General features: G+C 67.7%; 14 protein-coding genes. 9 read left to right on the top strand and 5 right to left on the bottom strand.

Going from position 1 to position 17,600, the window contains the following annotated elements:
- Nucleotides 1-134 precede the first annotated feature (134 nt).
- The 5 genes from HNV26_RS26915 to HNV26_RS26895 all read left to right on the top strand — a co-directional run bounded on the left by HNV26_RS26915 (nt 135) and on the right by HNV26_RS26895 (nt 8,323).
- Entirely contained in the window at nt 135-2,132 is a 1,998-nt protein-coding gene (locus HNV26_RS26915) for an alpha-1,4-glucan--maltose-1-phosphate maltosyltransferase (protein ID WP_171443743.1), read from the top strand.
- Nucleotides 2,133-2,148: 16 nt separating this feature from the next.
- Nucleotides 2,149-3,804 carry a maltose alpha-D-glucosyltransferase gene (treS, locus tag HNV26_RS26910; protein ID WP_171443742.1) on the top strand — a complete coding sequence of 552 codons (1,656 nt, stop codon included), beginning with the start codon at nt 2,149-2,151 and terminating at the stop codon, nt 3,802-3,804.
- The gene (locus HNV26_RS26905) at nt 3,801-5,135 is read left to right on the top strand and encodes a phosphotransferase (RefSeq protein WP_171443741.1); all 1,335 of its coding nucleotides are present in this window, start codon (nt 3,801-3,803) and stop codon (nt 5,133-5,135) included. Before treS ends, HNV26_RS26905 begins: the two co-directional genes overlap by 4 nt.
- Nucleotides 5,132-7,339, top strand: a complete 2,208-nt coding sequence (gene glgB, locus HNV26_RS26900; RefSeq protein ID WP_171443740.1) for a 1,4-alpha-glucan branching protein GlgB — start codon at nt 5,132-5,134, stop codon at nt 7,337-7,339. Before HNV26_RS26905 ends, glgB begins: the two co-directional genes overlap by 4 nt.
- Nucleotides 7,340-8,113: 774 nt before the next feature.
- Nucleotides 8,114-8,323, top strand: coding sequence for a hypothetical protein (locus HNV26_RS26895; RefSeq protein ID WP_090492464.1), 210 nt, complete (start codon nt 8,114-8,116; stop codon nt 8,321-8,323).
- Nucleotides 8,324-8,527: 204 nt separating this feature from the next.
- On the opposite strand, the gene HNV26_RS26890 is transcribed toward HNV26_RS26895, so the two are convergent.
- Genes HNV26_RS26890 through HNV26_RS26880 form a run of 3 tightly spaced genes read right to left on the bottom strand, consistent with a single transcriptional unit; the run spans nt 8,528 to nt 10,661 of the window.
- On the bottom strand, nt 8,528-9,049 hold the full coding sequence (locus HNV26_RS26890; protein WP_090492462.1) for a gamma-glutamylcyclotransferase: 522 nt from the start codon (nt 9,047-9,049) through the stop codon (nt 8,528-8,530).
- A 20-nt stretch (nt 9,050-9,069) separates the two neighbouring features.
- Complete coding sequence (locus tag HNV26_RS26885) at nt 9,070-9,666, bottom strand: GbsR/MarR family transcriptional regulator (RefSeq protein ID WP_011553697.1); 597 nt, start codon at nt 9,664-9,666, stop codon at nt 9,070-9,072.
- Nucleotides 9,663-10,661: a polyprenyl synthetase family protein gene (locus HNV26_RS26880; RefSeq protein WP_011553696.1), complete on the bottom strand. Its 999-nt coding sequence runs from the start codon at nt 10,659-10,661 to the stop codon at nt 9,663-9,665. Before HNV26_RS26880 ends, HNV26_RS26885 begins: the two co-directional genes overlap by 4 nt.
- A 206-nt stretch (nt 10,662-10,867) precedes the next feature.
- Between HNV26_RS26880 and HNV26_RS26875 the strand changes: the two genes are divergently transcribed.
- Both HNV26_RS26875 and HNV26_RS26870 read left to right on the top strand, forming a co-directional pair.
- A complete protein-coding gene (locus HNV26_RS26875; RefSeq protein ID WP_171443739.1) occupies nt 10,868-12,358 on the top strand; it encodes an MFS transporter in 1,491 nt (496 codons plus the stop codon).
- 258 nt (nt 12,359-12,616) lie between these two features.
- The gene (locus HNV26_RS26870) at nt 12,617-14,620 is read left to right on the top strand and encodes a M36 family metallopeptidase (protein WP_253817078.1); all 2,004 of its coding nucleotides are present in this window, start codon (nt 12,617-12,619) and stop codon (nt 14,618-14,620) included.
- A gap of 130 nt (nt 14,621-14,750) precedes the next feature.
- Here the strand turns inward: HNV26_RS26870 and HNV26_RS26865 are convergent, their stop codons facing one another.
- Complete coding sequence (locus HNV26_RS26865) at nt 14,751-16,076, bottom strand: MFS transporter (RefSeq protein ID WP_171443737.1); 1,326 nt, start codon at nt 16,074-16,076, stop codon at nt 14,751-14,753.
- Nucleotides 16,073-16,753 (bottom strand): ArsR/SmtB family transcription factor, encoded by a 681-nt coding sequence (locus HNV26_RS39375; RefSeq protein ID WP_171443736.1) that lies wholly within the window; start codon nt 16,751-16,753, stop codon nt 16,073-16,075. The genes HNV26_RS26865 and HNV26_RS39375 overlap by 4 nt, the downstream gene beginning before the upstream one ends.
- Before the next feature lie 92 nt (nt 16,754-16,845).
- On the opposite strand from HNV26_RS39375, the gene HNV26_RS26855 reads away from it, so the two are divergent.
- Together HNV26_RS26855 and HNV26_RS26850 are read left to right on the top strand one after the other, a co-directional pair.
- A complete protein-coding gene (locus HNV26_RS26855) occupies nt 16,846-17,355 on the top strand; it encodes a TlpA family protein disulfide reductase (RefSeq protein WP_171443735.1) in 510 nt (169 codons plus the stop codon).
- A 34-nt stretch (nt 17,356-17,389) separates the two neighbouring features.
- Nucleotides 17,390-17,600: hypothetical protein (locus HNV26_RS26850; protein WP_171452900.1), on the top strand; the 211-nt coding region annotated here is incomplete at its 3' end.

Raw genomic sequence — 17,600 nt, 5'->3', positions numbered from 1 at the left:
GTGGGCAGTGCCTGCCCCCATCCTTAACGTTGACGAGCCAACGCGACGGGTACGGAAGGCGTCCAGCATCGACAACAGCCGCGATTCGCCGCGAGGCAATCACAACCCAAGACCTATAAGGGCCGCCAGCCACCATGACTGAACGACTCGGAAGCGTATTCATCGAGGGAGTCAGCCCCGAGCTGGACGCTGGACGTCACGCCGTGAAGCGCGTCGTGGGAGAGCGGTGCACCGTCAAGGCCGATGTCTTCAAGGAAGGCCATGACGTCCTCGTCGCCGTCGTCCGCTGGCGCCAGGTGACGCCCAGGGCGCAGCAGACCGACTGGGAGGAAGTGCCCATGCGCTTCCTCGGCAATGACCGGTGGGAAGGTGAATTCCCCCTGACGCGGAACGGCCGCTACGAGTACACGATTGAGGCCTGGCCAGACCTCTTCCGGACCTGGACGTCCGAGCTCAAGCGCAAGGTCGACGCGGGCCGCGACGTGCGCAGTGAGTTGCTGGAAGGCGCCGCCCTGCTGGAAGGCGCCGCCGCCCGTGCCCGTGCGGCGAAGCAGTTGGACGACGCGCGAGTGCTGGACGAAGCGGCCGTCCGGCTGCGACAGCCGCCCTCCCCGGACCTCCTCGCCGTGGCCCTGGCCCCCGAACTGGCCGATGTGGCTTCGACCCATCCGGACCGCTCACTGGCCCGCCGCTACGACAAGGTGTTGGAGGTCTTCGCGGACCGGGAGAAGGCCCGCTTCAGTGCGTGGTACGAGTTCTTCCCGCGTTCGGCGAAGCGCGACGGCGTCACCCACGCCACCTTCCGGGACGCGGAAGGCTGGCTGCCGTACATCCAGCAGCTCGGCTTCGACACCGTCTACCTCCCGCCCATCCACCCCATTGGCCGCACGGCGCGCAAGGGCAAGAACAACAGCCTCACCGCGGCGCCTGACGACGTAGGCAGCCCCTGGGCCATTGGCGCCTCGGAAGGCGGCCACAAGGCCGTGCACCCGAAGCTGGGGACGCTGGAGGACTTCCGGCACTTCGTGGAGACGGCGCAGGCCCACGGCATCGAGGTGGCGCTGGACCTGGCCTTCCAGTGCTCGCCGGACCACCCGTACGTGAAGGAGCATCCGGAGTGGTTCCAGCACCGGCCGGACGGCACCATCAAGACGGCGGAGAACCCGCCCAAGCGCTACGAGGACATCGTCAACTTCGACTGGATGGGCCCCGCCCGCGAGTCGCTCTGGGCGGAGTTGGAGTCCGTCGTCCTCCACTGGGTGAAGCAAGGGGTGAACACGTTCCGCGTGGACAACCCGCACACCAAACCCACGCAATTCTGGGCCTGGCTCATCCGACGCGTGCAGGAAGCCCACCCCCAGGTCCTCTTCCTGTCCGAGGCCTTCACCCGCCCCAAGGTGATGAAGGCCCTGGGCAAGGTGGGCTTCACCCAGTCGTACACCTACTTCACCTGGCGCAACTTCAAGGGAGAGCTCCAGGAGTACCTGGAGGAAATCACCCAGCCGCCGGTGTCCGACTACTTCCGCGGAAACCTCTGGCCCAATACGCCGGACATCCTCCCGGAGTTCCTCCAGAACGCGGGGCCCGGTGCCTTCCGTCTGCGCGCGGCGCTGGCCGGTACGCTCTCCTCCGTGTGGGGCATGTACTGCGGCTACGAGCTGTGCGAAGGCCGCCCCATCCCGGGCAAGGAGGAGTACACCGATTCAGAGAAGTACCAGCTGGTCGCGTGGGACCTGGACCGGCCCGGCAACATCCGGGATTGGATTGCGCGCCTCAACGCCGCTCGCCGCACGCACCCCGCGCTGCACCAGTACGGGACGCTGCGCTTCTTCTCGTCGAACAACGACCGAGTCCTCTTCTACGGCAAGCGCACGCCAGACGGCGGCAGCATGGTGCTGATGGCGGTGAGCCTGGACCCGTATGCCGCCCAGGAGGCGCTGCTGCACGTGCCACTCGAGTGGCTGGGCGCGCGCCCTGACGAGACGTATCAGGTGCACGAGCTGATGTCGGACCAGCGCTCGCTGTGGCAGGGTCCGGACGTGCAGGTGCGCATGACGCCTGAGCAGCCCGCGGCCCTCTGGGCCGTTCACCGGTTCCGCCGCACCGAGAACGCGTTCGACTACTACGAGTGACAACCCGAGAGGCGTAATGGACCTGGATCCCCTCTGGTACAAGAAAGCCCTTATCTACGAGCTGCACCTGCGTGCCTTCCATGACTCCAATGGCGACGGCCACGGGGACATCCCCGGTCTGATTGAGAAGCTTCCGTACCTCCAGGACCTGGGCATCAACTGCCTCTGGTTGCTGCCCCACTACCCGTCGCCGCTGCGCGACGACGGCTACGACATCGCGGACTTCTACGGCGTCCACCCGGACTACGGCACGCTCGCGGACTTCCAGCGGCTGGTGGATGAGGCGCACAAGCGCGACATCCGCGTCATCACCGAGCTGGTGGTGAACCACACCAGTGACCAGCACCCCTGGTTCCAGGAAGCGCGCAGCGACCCCAACAGTCCCAAGCGCAACTGGTACGTCTGGAGCGACACCGACGAGCAGTACAAGGGCGCGCGCATCATCTTCCTGGACACGGAGCGCTCCAACTGGACGTGGGATCCGGTGGCCAAGCAGTACTTCTGGCACCGCTTCTTCAGCCACCAGCCGGACCTCAACTACGACAACCCCGAAGTGCAGGAAGCCATGCTGGACGTCATGCGCTTCTGGCTCAACATGGGCGTGGACGGGTTCCGTTGCGACGCCGTGCCCTACCTCTTCGAGCGCGAAGGCACCAACTGCGAGAACCTCCCGGAGACGCACGCCTTCCTCAAGCGCCTGCGGAAGACCATCGACTCCGAATACAAGGGGAAGATGCTGCTGGCGGAGGCGAACCAGTGGCCCGCCGACGTGCGCGTGTACTTCGGCGACGGCGATGAGTTCCACATGGGCTTCCACTTCCCGGTGATGCCCCGCCTCTACATGGCGGTGCGCCGCGAGGACCGCACGCCCATCGTCGAAATCATGCAGCAGACGCCGGACATCCCGGACAACTGCCAGTGGGCCATCTTCCTGCGCAACCATGACGAGCTGACGCTGGAGATGGTGACCGACGAGGACCGGGACTACATGTACCGGGAGTACGCCACCGACCCGCGCATGCGCATCAACCTGGGCATCCGCCGCCGGCTGGCGCCGCTGATGGACAACGGCCGCCGGCGCATCGAGCTGATGCACAGCCTGCTCTTCACCCTGCCCGGCACGCCCGTCCTCTATTACGGCGACGAGATTGGCATGGGCGACAACATCTACCTCGGCGACCGCAACGGCGTGCGCACGCCCATGCAATGGACGGGGGACCGCAACGCGGGCTTCAGCCGCGCGGATTACGCACGCCTGTACGCGCCCGTCATCGCCGACCCGGTGTACGGTTATCAGTCCATCAACGTGGAAGCGCAGGAGCGGGTGAAGTCCAGCCTCCTGCACTGGGTGAAGCGGATGATCCGCATCCGCCAGCGCTACCCCGTCTTCTCGTTGGGGAACCTGCGCTTCCTCCAGACGGACAATCGCAAGGTGCTGGCCTTCATCCGGGAATGGGAGGGCCAGACGGTTCTGGTGGTGTGCAACCTGTCGCGCTTCGCCCAGCCCGCGGTGCTCGACATGCGTGAGTGGGAGGGCACTGTGCCGGTGGAGCTGATTGGAGAAACCCCCTTCCCGCGGGTGAGTGAGATTCCGTATCAGCTCTCCATGGGCCCCTTCATGTTCCTGTGGTTCCGGCTGGACAAGTCCCAGCAGGTGAGGAGCCTCGAATGACGACCCTCGACTTGACCAAGCTCCCTGACTACCTCAAGCACCAGCGCTGGTTCAGCGGCAAGGCCTGGCCCATCAAGCACGTCACGGTGATGGACCACGCCACCGTCGAATCGGGCGGCTGCTCGTTCAGCCTCGCCGTGGTGGAGGTCATCTACGAACTGGGCAGCCCGGAGCGGTACCTGCTGCCCGTCCATCCCTCCACCGAAGGCGTGCGAGACGCGCTGGAGAGCGATGAATGCCTGCGCGGCCTCTTCGACCTCATCCGAACCGGAGGCCAGGTGGCGTCCGCGTCCGGCCGCGTGCAAGGCGAGTGGATTGGCGGCCAGGACAGCTTGCTCGCGCTCCCCGCATCACCGGAAGTGCGGCGGCTGCAGGTGGAGCAGAGCAACACCTCGGTGGTGCTGGGTGAGAAGGTCATCCTGAAGATCATCCGCAAGCTGGAAGCCGGCGTGAATCCAGAGCATGAGGTGGGCCGTTTCCTCGCGACCAAGACGTCGTTCCGCGCCACGCCCACGCTGCTGGGCGCGCTGCATCTGGAAGGGGCGGCGGGCGCGACGCTCGCGGTGGCCCACCGCTTCGTGCCGGACGCGACGGACGGCTGGAAGTACACGCTGGACCGGCTGCGCCAGGAGCGCGCCGTGGGTCCGCGCTTCCAATCGGAGATGCGCGACCTGGGTTCGCGCCTGGGCGAGCTCCACCTGGCGTTCGCCTCGGCGACCGAAGAAGACCCGGCCTTCACGCCAGAGCCGCTGTTGCAAGAGGACCTCCAGCGCTGGAGCGCCTCCATCGTCGGGGAGCTGGGCGTGACGCTGGCGGACGCCAGCCGGCAGAACCCGGAACTGGAGAACCGGCGCGAGGACCTCATCGATCACGCGAAGCGCCTGGCGCAGGTGCCGCCCTCCGGCCAGAAGATTCGCATCCACGGCGATCTCCACCTGGGGCAGGTGCTGCGCGCCAACAACCAGTGGATCATCTTCGACTTCGAAGGAGAGCCCGCGCGCTCCTTCACCGCCCGCCGGGAGAAGTACAGCGCGCTGCGCGACGTGGCGGGGATGATCCGCTCGTTCGACTACGCGGAGGCGACGGTGGCGCTGGAGGGTGGCACGCCCCACGAGCGCATCAGCACCATGCGCGACGCCTTCGTGGAAGGCTACCGGCAGGCGACGCGCGGCGCGCCCTTCCTGCCGTCGGACGAAGACACCTTCGACGTGATGCTGCGTGCGTTCGAGCTGGAGAAGCTCCTCTACGAAGTGCGATACGAAATGCAGAACCGGCCCGACTGGGTGCGCATCCCCCTCCAGGCCCTCTTGCGTATGGAGGCATCCAAGTGAGGAAGCCAGCCGACAAGGCCCAGGTCGACGCGGAGCTTCAGCGCGTCGTGGAGCTGAGGCATCCGGAGCCGCACGCTGTCCTGGGCATCCACCCGGATGGGGATGGCGTGGTGATTCGCACCTTCCGCCCGGACGCCGTGGCCATCCACGTGCTGCCGGAATCCGGCGGTCGCGTCGCGATGACGCACCGGCTGGGCGGCGTCTACGAGGCCCGCATCAACGGCAAGGACCAGACGTTCAACTACCTGCTGGAAGTGGAGTACCCCGGCAAGCGCGTCTTCACGCTTCGCGACCCGTACAGCTTCCTCCCCACCCTGGGGGAGATGGACCTGTATTACGCCGGAGAAGGCCGCCACGAGCGCCTCTGGGAGCGCATGGGCGCGCACCTGCTGCACCACCACGGCGTGCGCGGCACCTCGTTCGCGGTGTGGGCCCCCACGGCGGCGGGCGTGTCGGTGGTCGGTGACTTCAACGGCTGGGACGGCCGGTTGCACTCCATGCGCCGCATGGGCTCCTCCGGCATCTGGGAGCTGTTCGTCCCCGAGGTGGGCGAAGGCACCCGGTACAAGTTCGAGATTCGCCCCGGCCAGGGCGGGCCCAACAACGTCCTCAAGGCGGACCCGTTCGCCTTCCGTACCGAGGTCCCCCCCGCCACGGCCTCCGTGGTGCACGACCTGGCGCGCTACACCTGGGGCGACGCGGCGTGGCTGGAGCAACGCGCGCAGCGGCGGGACGTCCATCACCAGCCGTGGAGCGTGTACGAGGTCCACCTGGGCAGTTGGCGCCGAGTGGTGGAGGACGGCGACCGGCCCATGACGTACCGGGAGCTGGCCCCGGCGCTGGCCGAGTACATCAAGTTCACCGGCTTCACCCACATCGAGCTGCTCCCCGTCGCCGAGCACCCCTACGGTGGCTCTTGGGGCTACCAGGTAGGTGGCTACTACGCTCCCACGGCGCGCTTCGGCCACCCGGATGACCTGCGCTTCTTCATCGACCACATGCACCAGGAAGGCATCGGGGTGCTCGTGGACTGGGTGCCCGGACACTTCCCGCGCGACCTGCACGCCCTGGGACAGTTCGACGGCACGGCCCTGTATGAGCATGCCGACCCGCGCAAGGGCGCGCAGCCGGACTGGGGCACGCTGGTCTTCAACTTCGGCCGCAATGAGGTGCGCAACTTCCTCATCGCCAACGCGTTGTTCTGGATCGAGGAGTACCACGTCGACGGACTGCGCGTAGACGCGGTGGCGTCGATGCTCTACCTCGACTACAGCCGCAAACAGGGCGAGTGGATCCCCAACCGCTGGGGCGGCCGGGAGAACGAAGAGGCCATCCATTTCCTGCGCGAGCTGAACGAAACGGTCCACCGCAAGCACCCGGGCGTCGTCGTCATCGCCGAGGAGTCCACGGCCTGGCCCAAGGTGTCCGCGCCGGTGTCCGAAGGCGGCCTGGGGTTCGACTACAAATGGAACATGGGGTGGATGCACGACACGTTGTCGTACTTCTCCAAGGACCCCATCTACCGGCAGTACCACCACAACCAGCTCACCTTCGGCCTGCTGTACGCGTTCAGCGAGCAGTTCATGCTGCCGCTGAGCCATGACGAGGTGGTGCACGGCAAGGGCAGCCTGTACGGGCGCATGCCCGGCGACCCGTGGCAGAAGCGCGCCAACCTGCGCGCCCTGTTCGCGTGGATGTGGGCGCACCCGGGCAAGAAGCTCGTCTTCATGGGCGGCGAGTTCGGCCAGCCCACCGAGTGGAACCACGACAAGAGCCTGGACTGGCACCTGACGCACGACCCCGGGCACCACGGCATCCTTCAACTGGTCTCGGACCTGAACCGCATCTACCGGGACATGCCCGCGCTTCACGACGCGGACGGCGAGCCCATGGGCTTCCAATGGCTCCAGCCGGACTCGGCCGCGTACAACGTATTCGCGTTCGTGCGGCGCGCGCGTCAGCCAGGACGGCATGTGGTGTGTATCGCCAACCTGTCGCCAACGGTGCGTGAGAACTACCGCGTGGGCTTCCCGTTCCAGGGCCGCTACGTGGAGTTGCTCAACACGGACGCCGAGCAGTACGGCGGCTCCAACCTGGGCAACATGGGCCAGATTCACACCGAGCCCACGGGCTGGGATGGCCAGCCGGCTTCGGCCACCCTCACCCTGCCCCCGTTGTCCGTGCTGTGGTTCACGCCGGGCTGAGTCAATGCCTCGATACAGGGGCGTCCGCCGCAGCATCACCGCGGACTCCCCTGTCTGCCCCTAAAGACAACCACCAATCACAGACAAACAATCACAGACATCACATCAAAACACATCAAATCCAATCAACGAACAGGAACCAGCCAGTCACTGACCGAGCAAGCCCGTAACCTCGACACATGGGGTGCCAGAATTCACTGAACATCCAGTCAGTTAAAAGACGGCGATCCGCCTTGCAGTGACACTGAACACACGGCAATGTAGGCATTGGCAATTCAGGCGGCGCCCGAATCACTGAACATATCATCAGCAATCTGGTCGCGATCAGCGCTCCGCACACCACTGAACACGCGCCCATGTGGGCATTGGTGCAATCGAGGGCACCCACCCACTGAACATGCAATCAGCAGTGGAGGCAACCAGAACCCGGTGTGCCACTGAAGTCCGCTCACAGCGGCGCCGCGATGATGAGGCCGGAAGTGCCTGATAGTTCGTTCATGTAGGCATTGCCTGGCCGACCACCGCACGAACCACTGAACATCCAGACAGGCAACCTGTCCCGATCAGCCACGTCGGGTTTCCTGCTCTGATGTTCATGTAGGAACGAAGGTCTCAGGCCACCCTGAAAACACCTGATGGCTTGTGCATGTAGGCATCCGTCCGCCAAGCGCCGGCACATCACCCGCACTCCAGGCGAGCAGACGACGCCGCTTGCTCCCTCCTCCATCCGACCCCAGCCTACTTCTGGGCGATCGACTCACCAGGAGGACGGGGATGACGAAGAAGAGGATCATTGAAGGGTACGGCGGGACCAGTGAGCAGCGTCAGCGCCACCTTCAAAACGACAACTTCTCGGAGCGGGCGCCTCGAACGCCGGACGAGACGGAGGCGGTGCGCAGCACGCCCGACAAGGACGGGCGCGAGATCACCATCCATCCACTGGACTCCGAGGACTCGGACGACCTGTGGCACGGCAAGCCGTGAGCCGAGCCCAGGGGCCGGGCCTCAGCGCATGAACAGGAAGTAGAGCACCGCGCTCAGGGCGATCGACACCAGGATGCTGCCGATACAGCCGAGCCGGCTCGAGAAGAAGAAGAACATACGCTCCGCCCAAGCTGTGCACTCCCAGCGCGGCGGGAAGGCTCCACGCTGGACTTTGTCCGAGGTCTTACGAAACGCCCTCGTGGGCTACTCGCCGCGCTTCAGCCGCTCCACGTAGGCCGCTGGCAGGCCCGCGGCCTGGGCACCGCGCACCAGCGCGTCCACGAAACGGGTGCTGACCGGGCCGTCCGCCGACGCACGCCGCGGATTCGTGACGAACGCCGTGGCCTCCAGCTCCTGCCCATCCACGCGCACGCGCACCGGCCGCTCCACGCACATGCTCGTCACGAAGCCCTCCTTGTGCTGGATGATGGGCCAGTCCTGGCCGCGAATCTCGAACAGGCGGCCGTACACCTTCTGGCCTGCGGAATCCGTCAGCCCCGCGACGCGCCCACCCCACCAGCGCGACGGGAAGTCATAGACCAGATCCACATCCACGGCCTCGGCCAGCCGCCCCTCGGGCAGTTCGAAGAAGTCGTAGCTGTGCTGGGACCGCCACTCCTCGAAGGCGGCGCGGTCCAGGATGGTCGAGTACGCGAAGTACAGGCGCGTGGCCGACGGGTCCGCGCCCGCACGCGCCTTCATCACCTGATCATAGTGCGAATCCATGTCCGCCCCTTTGACTGAGACTACTTCGAGCCCCGGCGCGCCCCGGTGGCCTCGTCCCGGAAGACGGACAGCACACCGGACACGTCCAGCCGGGACGTCTTGATGAACAGCCGCAGCGCGCGCTCCACGTGCTCGGCCAGCGTGGCCATCTTCTCCAGCCGCTGAAGCCGGTCCGGGGGCAGCCCTGACTGGGTCTCCGCCAGCCGCCGGGCCTCCGCCAGGTCGGCGCGGATGCGCGCGACGAAGCCCGCCTCGCGCTCCTCGATGACGTGCGTCACCATCCGGACCAGGTCGTTCTCCGCGCCGTAACGCCAGACGGTGTCCTGGGGAAGGCGCACGCGCTGGATGACGCCCCAGCGCTCCAGGTCACGCAGCAGCATGGAGACCCCGCCCTTGGACAGGTCCAGCTCGCGCTCGATTTCTCCCGCCGTCAGGGGCTCACCGCGCAGGTACAGCAGGGCCCAGACCCGCCCCTGGTTGCGCTTGAACCCCCAGAACTCAATGACATTGCCCACCGCGTCCACCGCGATGGCTTCCCAGGGCGCCAGCCGGCCATCCGCTGGCGGCGCCTCCGAGGCAGGGCTCCCGGGTCCCCCCGTCCACAGGTAGCCTTTCATGCAGCGCGCCCCTGGACTTGTTCGGCGATGCCTGCCGACAGCTTCCGCGCCCAGCTCACCAGCTCCGCGCCCGCGGGCTCCTTGGCGAAGTGGCCCAGCTTGTCGAGCGCCGCCTCGATTTCGACGTTCATCCGCGCCATGGAGGCATCCACGGCCCCCGTGGCCTCGATGGCCGCGCCAATCTCCTTCGTGCGATCAGGCGTGATCGCCGAGAACGCCCACGCGTCCTTCAGCTTGCGCCGCAGCGACTCATCCTTGGCCACCGCCAGGAGGATGGGCATGGACGGCGTGCGCGAGTGCACGTCTGCGTAACGCGGCTTGCCTACGTCCGTGCCCAGGATGTCGCGAATGTCGTCGGCAATCTGGAACGCCACGCCCAGGTGACGCCCGAAGCCGTCGAAACGTTCCACCGCCTCGGGGTGCTCCGCCAGCGTCGCCGCCGCGTTGCCACACCAGCCGAACAACGAGCCCGTCTTGCCCTCGGCGATGAAGCGCAGCCGGTTGAGCGGCAGGTCCAGGTCGCCGCGAGCCTCCACCTCGGCGATGGCGGCGCGGGTCATCTCGGAGACGACCGACAGCGCGCTGCGCGTCAGCCGCGCGTCCAACTGAGACAGCTGGAACAGGCCCGTGGACAGGATGAGGTCGCCGCTCATCACCGCGACGATGTTGCCCCAGCGCGCGTTCACCGTGGGCCGGCCCCGGCGGAACATGCCCGCGTCCACCACGTCGTCGTGCAGCAGGCTGGCGGAATGGATGAGCTCCGCGGCCACCGCTACGTCCACCAGTCGCTCCGCCGGAACGCCCACCGCGCCGCCGAACAGCCGCGCCAGCATGGGGCGCGCTCGCTTGCTGCCGCTGCCCAGGCACAGGTGGCGGGCCGCCTCCATCAGCGTGTCGCCCTTCACGTCCGGACCGGCATCGCCATCCACCAGGGTGCTGCCAAGCCGCTGCTCCACCGCCCCCAGAAAATCCGTCAGCTCCCGAGCCAGATCCATAGTGCGCCGTCTCCTCGTCCGTTCATATAGTTCAAGACCGCTTGAACTGCACCTGATTCCAGCGCTGCCCAGCAGCCAGGCGCGAACAGGCGCCGGAGCATGTGGGACAGCCGCGCCGCTCCCGCCTGGAGAGCGACCGAGCCCCCTGGGGCCCACCGGGGGTGGATTGAGAGGGCCCAGCGGAGCGTGCGACAGAGAGCGGACCTGTGACCCGCGCAGCCTCCCGTCGACAGCTCCTCCGCAGCTTCAGCTTCGCCTCCCTTGCTTCCGCGGTTCCGCTGTTCCGCCCCGGCGCCTCCCTGCCCGGCTCGACGGCGCCACTCCTGGGGGCACCGCCCGCGGACGGGCCCGGACCGATGGTCCGCCCGCATCAGGGACGGTTGCGCCGAACGCTGGGCGTCTCCGTGGTGGAGGGCATGTTCTCGGAGGTCTTCACCGCGTGCGCGGGCGCGACGGTGCTCACCGCCTGGGCCATCGCGCTGAAGCTGGGGCCCTTCCTCGTCGGCGTGATGACGGCCCTGCCCTTCTTCGCGCAGTTCGTGCAGTTCCCCGCGGCCTGGCTGACGGGCCTCTTCGGCCACCGGCGCGTGGCCCTCACCGCGGTGTGCCTGTCCCGCGTGGTGATGTTTCCCCTGGCGGTGCTGCCCTGGCTGGGTCTGCCCTTCGAATCCCAGCAGCGCCTGCTGTTGACGGTGGCCGGCGTCTCCGCCGCGTTGAGCGTGGTGGGCAACAACGCCTGGGTGGCATGGATGGGGGAACTGGTGCCTCGCGCCGTCCGGGGCCGCTTCTTTGGACGCCGCACCGCGCTCACCACGCTGGCGGGCACGCTGGCCTCCCTCGGCGCCGGCCTCCTGATGGACCGGCTGCGCCCCACGGATGGCGTCGGCGTGGCCCTGCCGCTGCTCGCGTTGGGGGCATGCGTCATGGGCATCGTCACCACCCTGTTCATGGCCTCGCAGCACGACCCGGCGCCCCCGGGCACCGCCCCGCCCCTGGAGCTCAACGGCGCACTGGTCCCTTTCAAGGATGGCAACGCGCGCCGGGTGCTCACCTACCAGGTGGCCTGGAACGCGGCGGTGGGGGTGTCCGCGCCCTTCTTCGCGCTGCACAGCCTCCAGAACCTCAAGATGACCTTCGTCATCATGGCGCTGCACGCCGCGTCGGTGGCGGGCGTGCGCATCCTGGCGGCGCCACTCTGGGGCCGCGCGATTGACCGCTGCGGCGCCCAGCCCGTGTTGATGGCGTGCTCACTGGGCATCGCCGCCATTCCCGCCCTGTGGCTGCTGCCCTCCGAGGGGATGCTGTGGCCCCTGCTCTTCGATGTCCTCCTCGCCGGGGCGCTGTGGAGCGGCCACGGTCTGGCCATCTTCGAGCTGCCCTTGACGGTCGCGCCCCGGAAGAACCGCCCCTTCTACCTGGCGGCCTTCGCCACCGCCGGCGGCCTGGCCTATACCGCCGCCGCGGCGCTGGGAGGCGCCATCGCGGCTGCCCTGCCCACCCAGTTCACCCTGGGCGGCCACGCCTGGGTGAACCTGCACGTGCTCTTCGTGCTGTCCTCGGTGGCCCGCCTGGGCGCGGCCCTGTTGACGGCGCGCATCCCCGAACCCGGCGCCCACCCCGTGCGCTCCGTGAGAGCGCTGCTGTCGCGACTGCTCCCGCGGCCAATTCCTGCTCACCGCACCGCGTTGGATGATTGACATGCAAAAGACGCAACAGCGTCATTGCTTGTCATACTGCGGGACTGTGCAAATTCGTTGCACAAAACCACAGAATTCCAGATTAGTTGGCGATTTGCTATTTTCAATCAAAGTGTGATTTCTGCCGCTCCAGCACCGTAGCTCCCAGAGGAGCGCGGTCAACCCGCAGTGCAGGAGCACGACATGTCCTCAGGTCCTTACCGAAGGCGCCTTTTTCATGCGGTGTTTCTCGTGGGAACCCTCTCGGGTTCCGCTGCAATGGCAGTCCATTCAGAGGAAGGCGTTCGTCATTACGATGCGCGTGATGCGTACAACGCGCAGGCACGATTTGGCATCTCGTCGGCCCAGACCTCCAGCCAGGCCGCGCTGCGGCAGGCCGTGCCGGAACTGATGGTGGAGTTCGACGAGTCCAACGGCCTGGTGCGCTCGCTCACCAATCCGGTGGGGGCGCTCTCCGGTCCGCGCAGCGGCGACCCGATGGCCATTGGCCTGGACTTCGTCCAGAAGCACCGGGACGCGCTTGGGCTGGGGCTCAACGACCTGGCGAACCTCGAGGTGACGGACCGCGTCTATTCGAAGGTGAGCGGCACCACCAACCTGTACCTGCGCCAGACGTACCGGGGCCTGCCCGTCTACAACGGCCAGCTTCAAATCAACGTGGACCGCGACGGCCGCGTGCTCAGCGTGCACAGCGACTTCCTCCCGGCCCTGGAGTCCTCGCTCGCCGGCACCACGCCGCGCCTGAGCGCCGCGGACGCGGTGGTGGGCGTGGCGAAGCACCTGGGCGTCCGCCTCTCCACGGCGCCGCAGTCCCTGAAGGCCGAGCCCGGCGCGCGCCAGCGCACGCGCGTGGCGGCGGAAGGCCTGTCCACCGAGCCCATCGACGCGGAGCTGGCGGTGCTGCCGGTCCGCCGAGGCGAGGCCCGGCTCGTGTGGCGCTTCCAGGTCCACACCCTGGACAACGACCACGCCTACGACGTCACGGTGGACGCGTCCACGGGCGAGGTCTGGACCCGCTTCGACTGGGTCGCGGCCGATGATACCTACCGCGTCTATCCCATGCCGGTAGAGAGCCCCAACCACACCACGCCGCTGCCCCCGGCGGATGGGCGCGTGCTGGTCTCCAACCCCGCCAACGCCACGGCGTCGCCCTACGGCTGGCACGATACGAACGGCGCGGCTGGCGCGGAGTACACCACCCTCCGCGGCAACAACGTCCACGCCTACGAGGACACCAACAACGATGGCCTGCCGCCCGCCGTGCAGCCCAACTGCACCGCGCTCATCCACTGCGACTTCCCCATCACCCTCACGAGCGCGCCGTCCACGTACATCCCCGCGGCCGTCACCAACCTGTTCTACTGGAACAACATCATCCACGACGTCCAGTACCAGTACGGCTTCGACGAAGCGTCCGGTAACTTCCAGGTCAACAACTATGGCCGGGGCGGCGTCGGCAACGACGACGTCCGCGCGGAGGCGCAGGACGGCGGCGGCATGAACAACGCCAACTTCATGACCCCGCCGGACGGCCAGCGGCCGCGCATGCAGATGTACCGCTGGAACACGGTGACGCCGAACAAGGACGGAGACCTGGACGCCGGCATCATCGTCCACGAGTACGGCCACGGCATCTCCAACCGCCTCGTGGGCGGTCCCAGCAACGTGTCCTGCTTGTCGAACCGCCAGCAGCCGGGCGAAGGCATCAGCGACTTCCTGTCGCTCTTCTACACCGCGAAGGCGACGGACACCGGCGCGCAGGGCCGCGGCGTGGGCACCTACGCCCTGAACCAGCCCACGACGGGCGTGGGCATCCGTCCCCAGCGCTACAGCACCAGCAGCTCCGTCAACACCTGGACCTACGCCAGCATCAACGGCATGGCGGTTCCGCACGGCGTGGGTGCCGTGTTCGCCCAGGGCATGTGGGAGGCCTACTGGGCCCTGGTCAACCACCACGGCTTCAGCCCCAACCTGTACGACGCCACGGGCACCGCGGGTAACCAGCGCATGATGCTGTACTTCACCCAGGGCCTGAAGAACACGCCGTGCAGCCCCACCTTCACCCAGGTGCGTGACGGCATCATCACCGCGGCCACCACCCTGCACGGTGGCGAGGACGTCTGCCGCCTGTGGACGGCCTTCGCCGCGTTCGGCCTGGGCACCAACGCCGTGTCCGGCGGCTCCGGCAGCACGACGCCCACCAACGGCTTCGCGGTGCCCGCCACCTGCGCTGCCTTCAGCGCGACGGCAGCCAAGCTCTAATCGTTGAGCCCCTCCGGGCCGGAGCTCCCTCGTGGGCTCCGGCCTGGTCCGGGGCCGTCGCACGCTGCCCAGCGCCTCCCCGAGTGCCACGCTCAAGGCCAGGATGACGGACGAAGCGCGCACCTGACCTTCATGGCACGCGGTGCCCGTCGAGGCCGCGACCGCCGGCGCTCCCGAGCGCACAGCCGGCCGGCGGCGCCTCACGCATGACCACGGCCACCGTCGCGCCGGACATGAAGGTCGCGACGGCGACGGCGAGAATCGCCGACTCGAAACCGAAGCGGTCCGCGATGAAGCCCGCCAGCAACGCCCCCAGGGCGTATCCCAGGTCACGCCAGAAGCGGTAGACGCTCAGCGAACGCGCGCGCCACGCGGGCTGGGAGGCGTCGGAGACCGCCGCGATCAAGCTCGGGTAGACCATGGCGGTACCAATCCCCAGCAGGACGCTCCCGGCGAACCACCAGACATACCGCCCGCCCCACGCCGTCAGGGCGAGCCCCGCGGCCTGCACCCACATGCCGGCGACAATCAGCCCCTTGCGTCCCCACCGGTCGCTCAGGGGGCCCGTCACGACTTGAAGCCCGCCCCACACCACCGGATAGATGGCCTTGAGGATGCCAATCCGCTCGATGCCGAGCCCCAGCGACGTGAAGAACAGAGGGAAGATCCCCCAGCTCATCCCGTCATTGAGGTTGTTCACCAACCCCGCCTGCGAGGCGGCGAACAGGTTGCGGTCCCGGAACGTCGTGCGCGCGAAGACTTCCCGGAAGCTCAAGGACGCCTCCACGGGGCTCGCGGCCCTGCCCTCCGCGTGAACGTGCCCGCCCGTGTCCCGCACCAGCAGGATGGAGAGGGCGGTCCCGATGACGGCGTAGGCCACGCCGACGTAGAGCGGGACGGGGCGCAGGCCATGATGGCTCGCGAGCACGCCGGTGAGAAAAGCCGTGGCCCCCACCGCGAAGTACCCGGCGAACTCGTTGAGCCCCACCGCCAGGCCGCGTCCCTTCGGGCCGACGAGGTCGATCTTCATGATGACCGCCATCGACCAGGTGAACCCCTGGCTCAACCCCAGCAAGACGTTGGCGGCAATCACCCACCCCCAGTCCGGCGCGGCCATGAGCATGAAGGGCACCGGCAGGCCCACGAGCCAGCCCGCCACGAGGACCCGCTTGCGCCCCCAGGAATCCGCCAGTTGCCCCGACACGAGGTTCGCGAACGCCTTGACGACACCAAAGCTGACGATGAACGAGGTGATGAGCGTGGTGGACGCGATGTGAAACACCTCGGAGCCCATCAACGGGACGACGGTGCGCTCGATGCCCACCATGCCGCCGACAAAGGCATTGGTGAGCATGAGCAGGGAGAACTGCTTCCAGTTCTCCCGCAGCCCCAGGCGGACGTCCGGCGCCGCGCGGAGCGATGCGGTCTGGCCCGCCACGTCACGCTGGGAGCTCATGACCGTGCGGCCCCGCTTTCGACGCGCCAGCCACGGGCACGCCAGTCGATGACGCCCTGCTCCATGCGCCGTGCATCGAAGCCCCGCTTGCGAAGCAGTTCGACCGCCTCCACCGCCATGACGCAGTAGGGGCCACGGCAATAGGCGACGACCTCGCGGCCCTTCGGCAACTCGTCGAGCCGCGCCTTGAGTTCGCTGACGGGGATGGAAATCGCACCGGGGATGTGGCCCGCCCGATACTCCTCCACCGGGCGGACGTCGATCACGGTGACGTCTCCGGCCCTCACCCGCCGGAGGAGCTCTGGCCCCTCGACGGGCTCCATCGCGCCCCGCCGCGTGAAGTACTCGCGGGTGACGTGCTCGACTTCAGCCAGACGCGCCTCCGCGAGCCCGCGCAGCGACAGGAAGAACCGCCAGACGTCATCGTCCGCGAGCCGATACTCGACATAGAGGCCGCGCTTCTCAGCATCGACGAGCCGCGCGGCGCGAAGGACCTGGAGATGTTGGGACGCGTTGGCGACCGACAGGCTCGCCTGCCCAGCGAGCGACTCCACCGTCCGCGGCCCCTGGCTGAGCAGCTCCAGAAGCTCCAGCCGCTTCGGCGCCGATACGGCCTTACCGATCCGGGCGAACTGTTCGTAGATGGCGTCCTTGAAGGGTCGATGGGGCGTCGTCACGAATCAACCATTCAATAGAGTGCTTGAATATGCAAGCCCCGGGGACGTGGTACCTTCGGGGACGCTCGCACGCTTCGAGGTATGCCCCTCTGATGAGCACCCACACCGCCTTGCGCCTGCTGCTGCTCGGACTGTCGCCGCTGCTCTGGGCATGCAAGAGCGAGCCCCCACCGGCCTATGTCCGGCTCCAGGGGACCGCGCCCACTGTCGCGGACGTGCCGCCCTCCCGCGCATTGCTCATCGTGTTCTGGGCGTCGTGGTGTCCGCCCTGCCGGCAGGAGACACCCCAGCTCGTCGCCCTGGCCCAAGCGCCCCCCGAGGACCTCCAGGTCGTCGTCTTCAGCCATGACGAGACGCCCCAGGCGGTGGAGACCTTCTTCAAGGGGCCTCCCCCCGCGCCGCTCCACCTGCGCCTCGACGTGGACAAGCGCGCCGGTGACGCGTTCGGCGTGGACCAACTCCCCGTCAGCGTCCTCCTCGTCGACGGCCGTCAGGTCGCCCGCTTCTCGGGCCCGCGGGAATGGGATGCCGGCGCGATGCGCCGTCTGCTGGAGCGCCTGATACGCGAGCCCCCACCCTCAGCGCCTCGCCCGCTGGATTGACACCGCCAAGCCCCATTTAATAAGCCCGTCCTGGATGCAGTCCCTTCTGCGATTTCTCGCCGTGCTCCTCGTCCTGATGACAGGCGGCGTCTTCCAGACGCTGGCCCTGGCGTCGGACGTGCACGACGAATGCGCGGAAGAGGCCTCCGACGAGTGTGAGGACTGCTCGCCCAACTGCGCGCTGTGCGTGTGCTGCCCGCTGAGAGCCGCCCCCGCCCCCGCGTCGCCCAACGCGCGTCTCATCC

Source organism: Myxococcus xanthus (assembly GCF_013116825.1).
Classification (GTDB): Bacteria; Myxococcota; Myxococcia; order Myxococcales; family Myxococcaceae; genus Myxococcus; species Myxococcus xanthus_B.
This window is presented reverse-complemented; position numbering and strand designations above follow the sequence as displayed.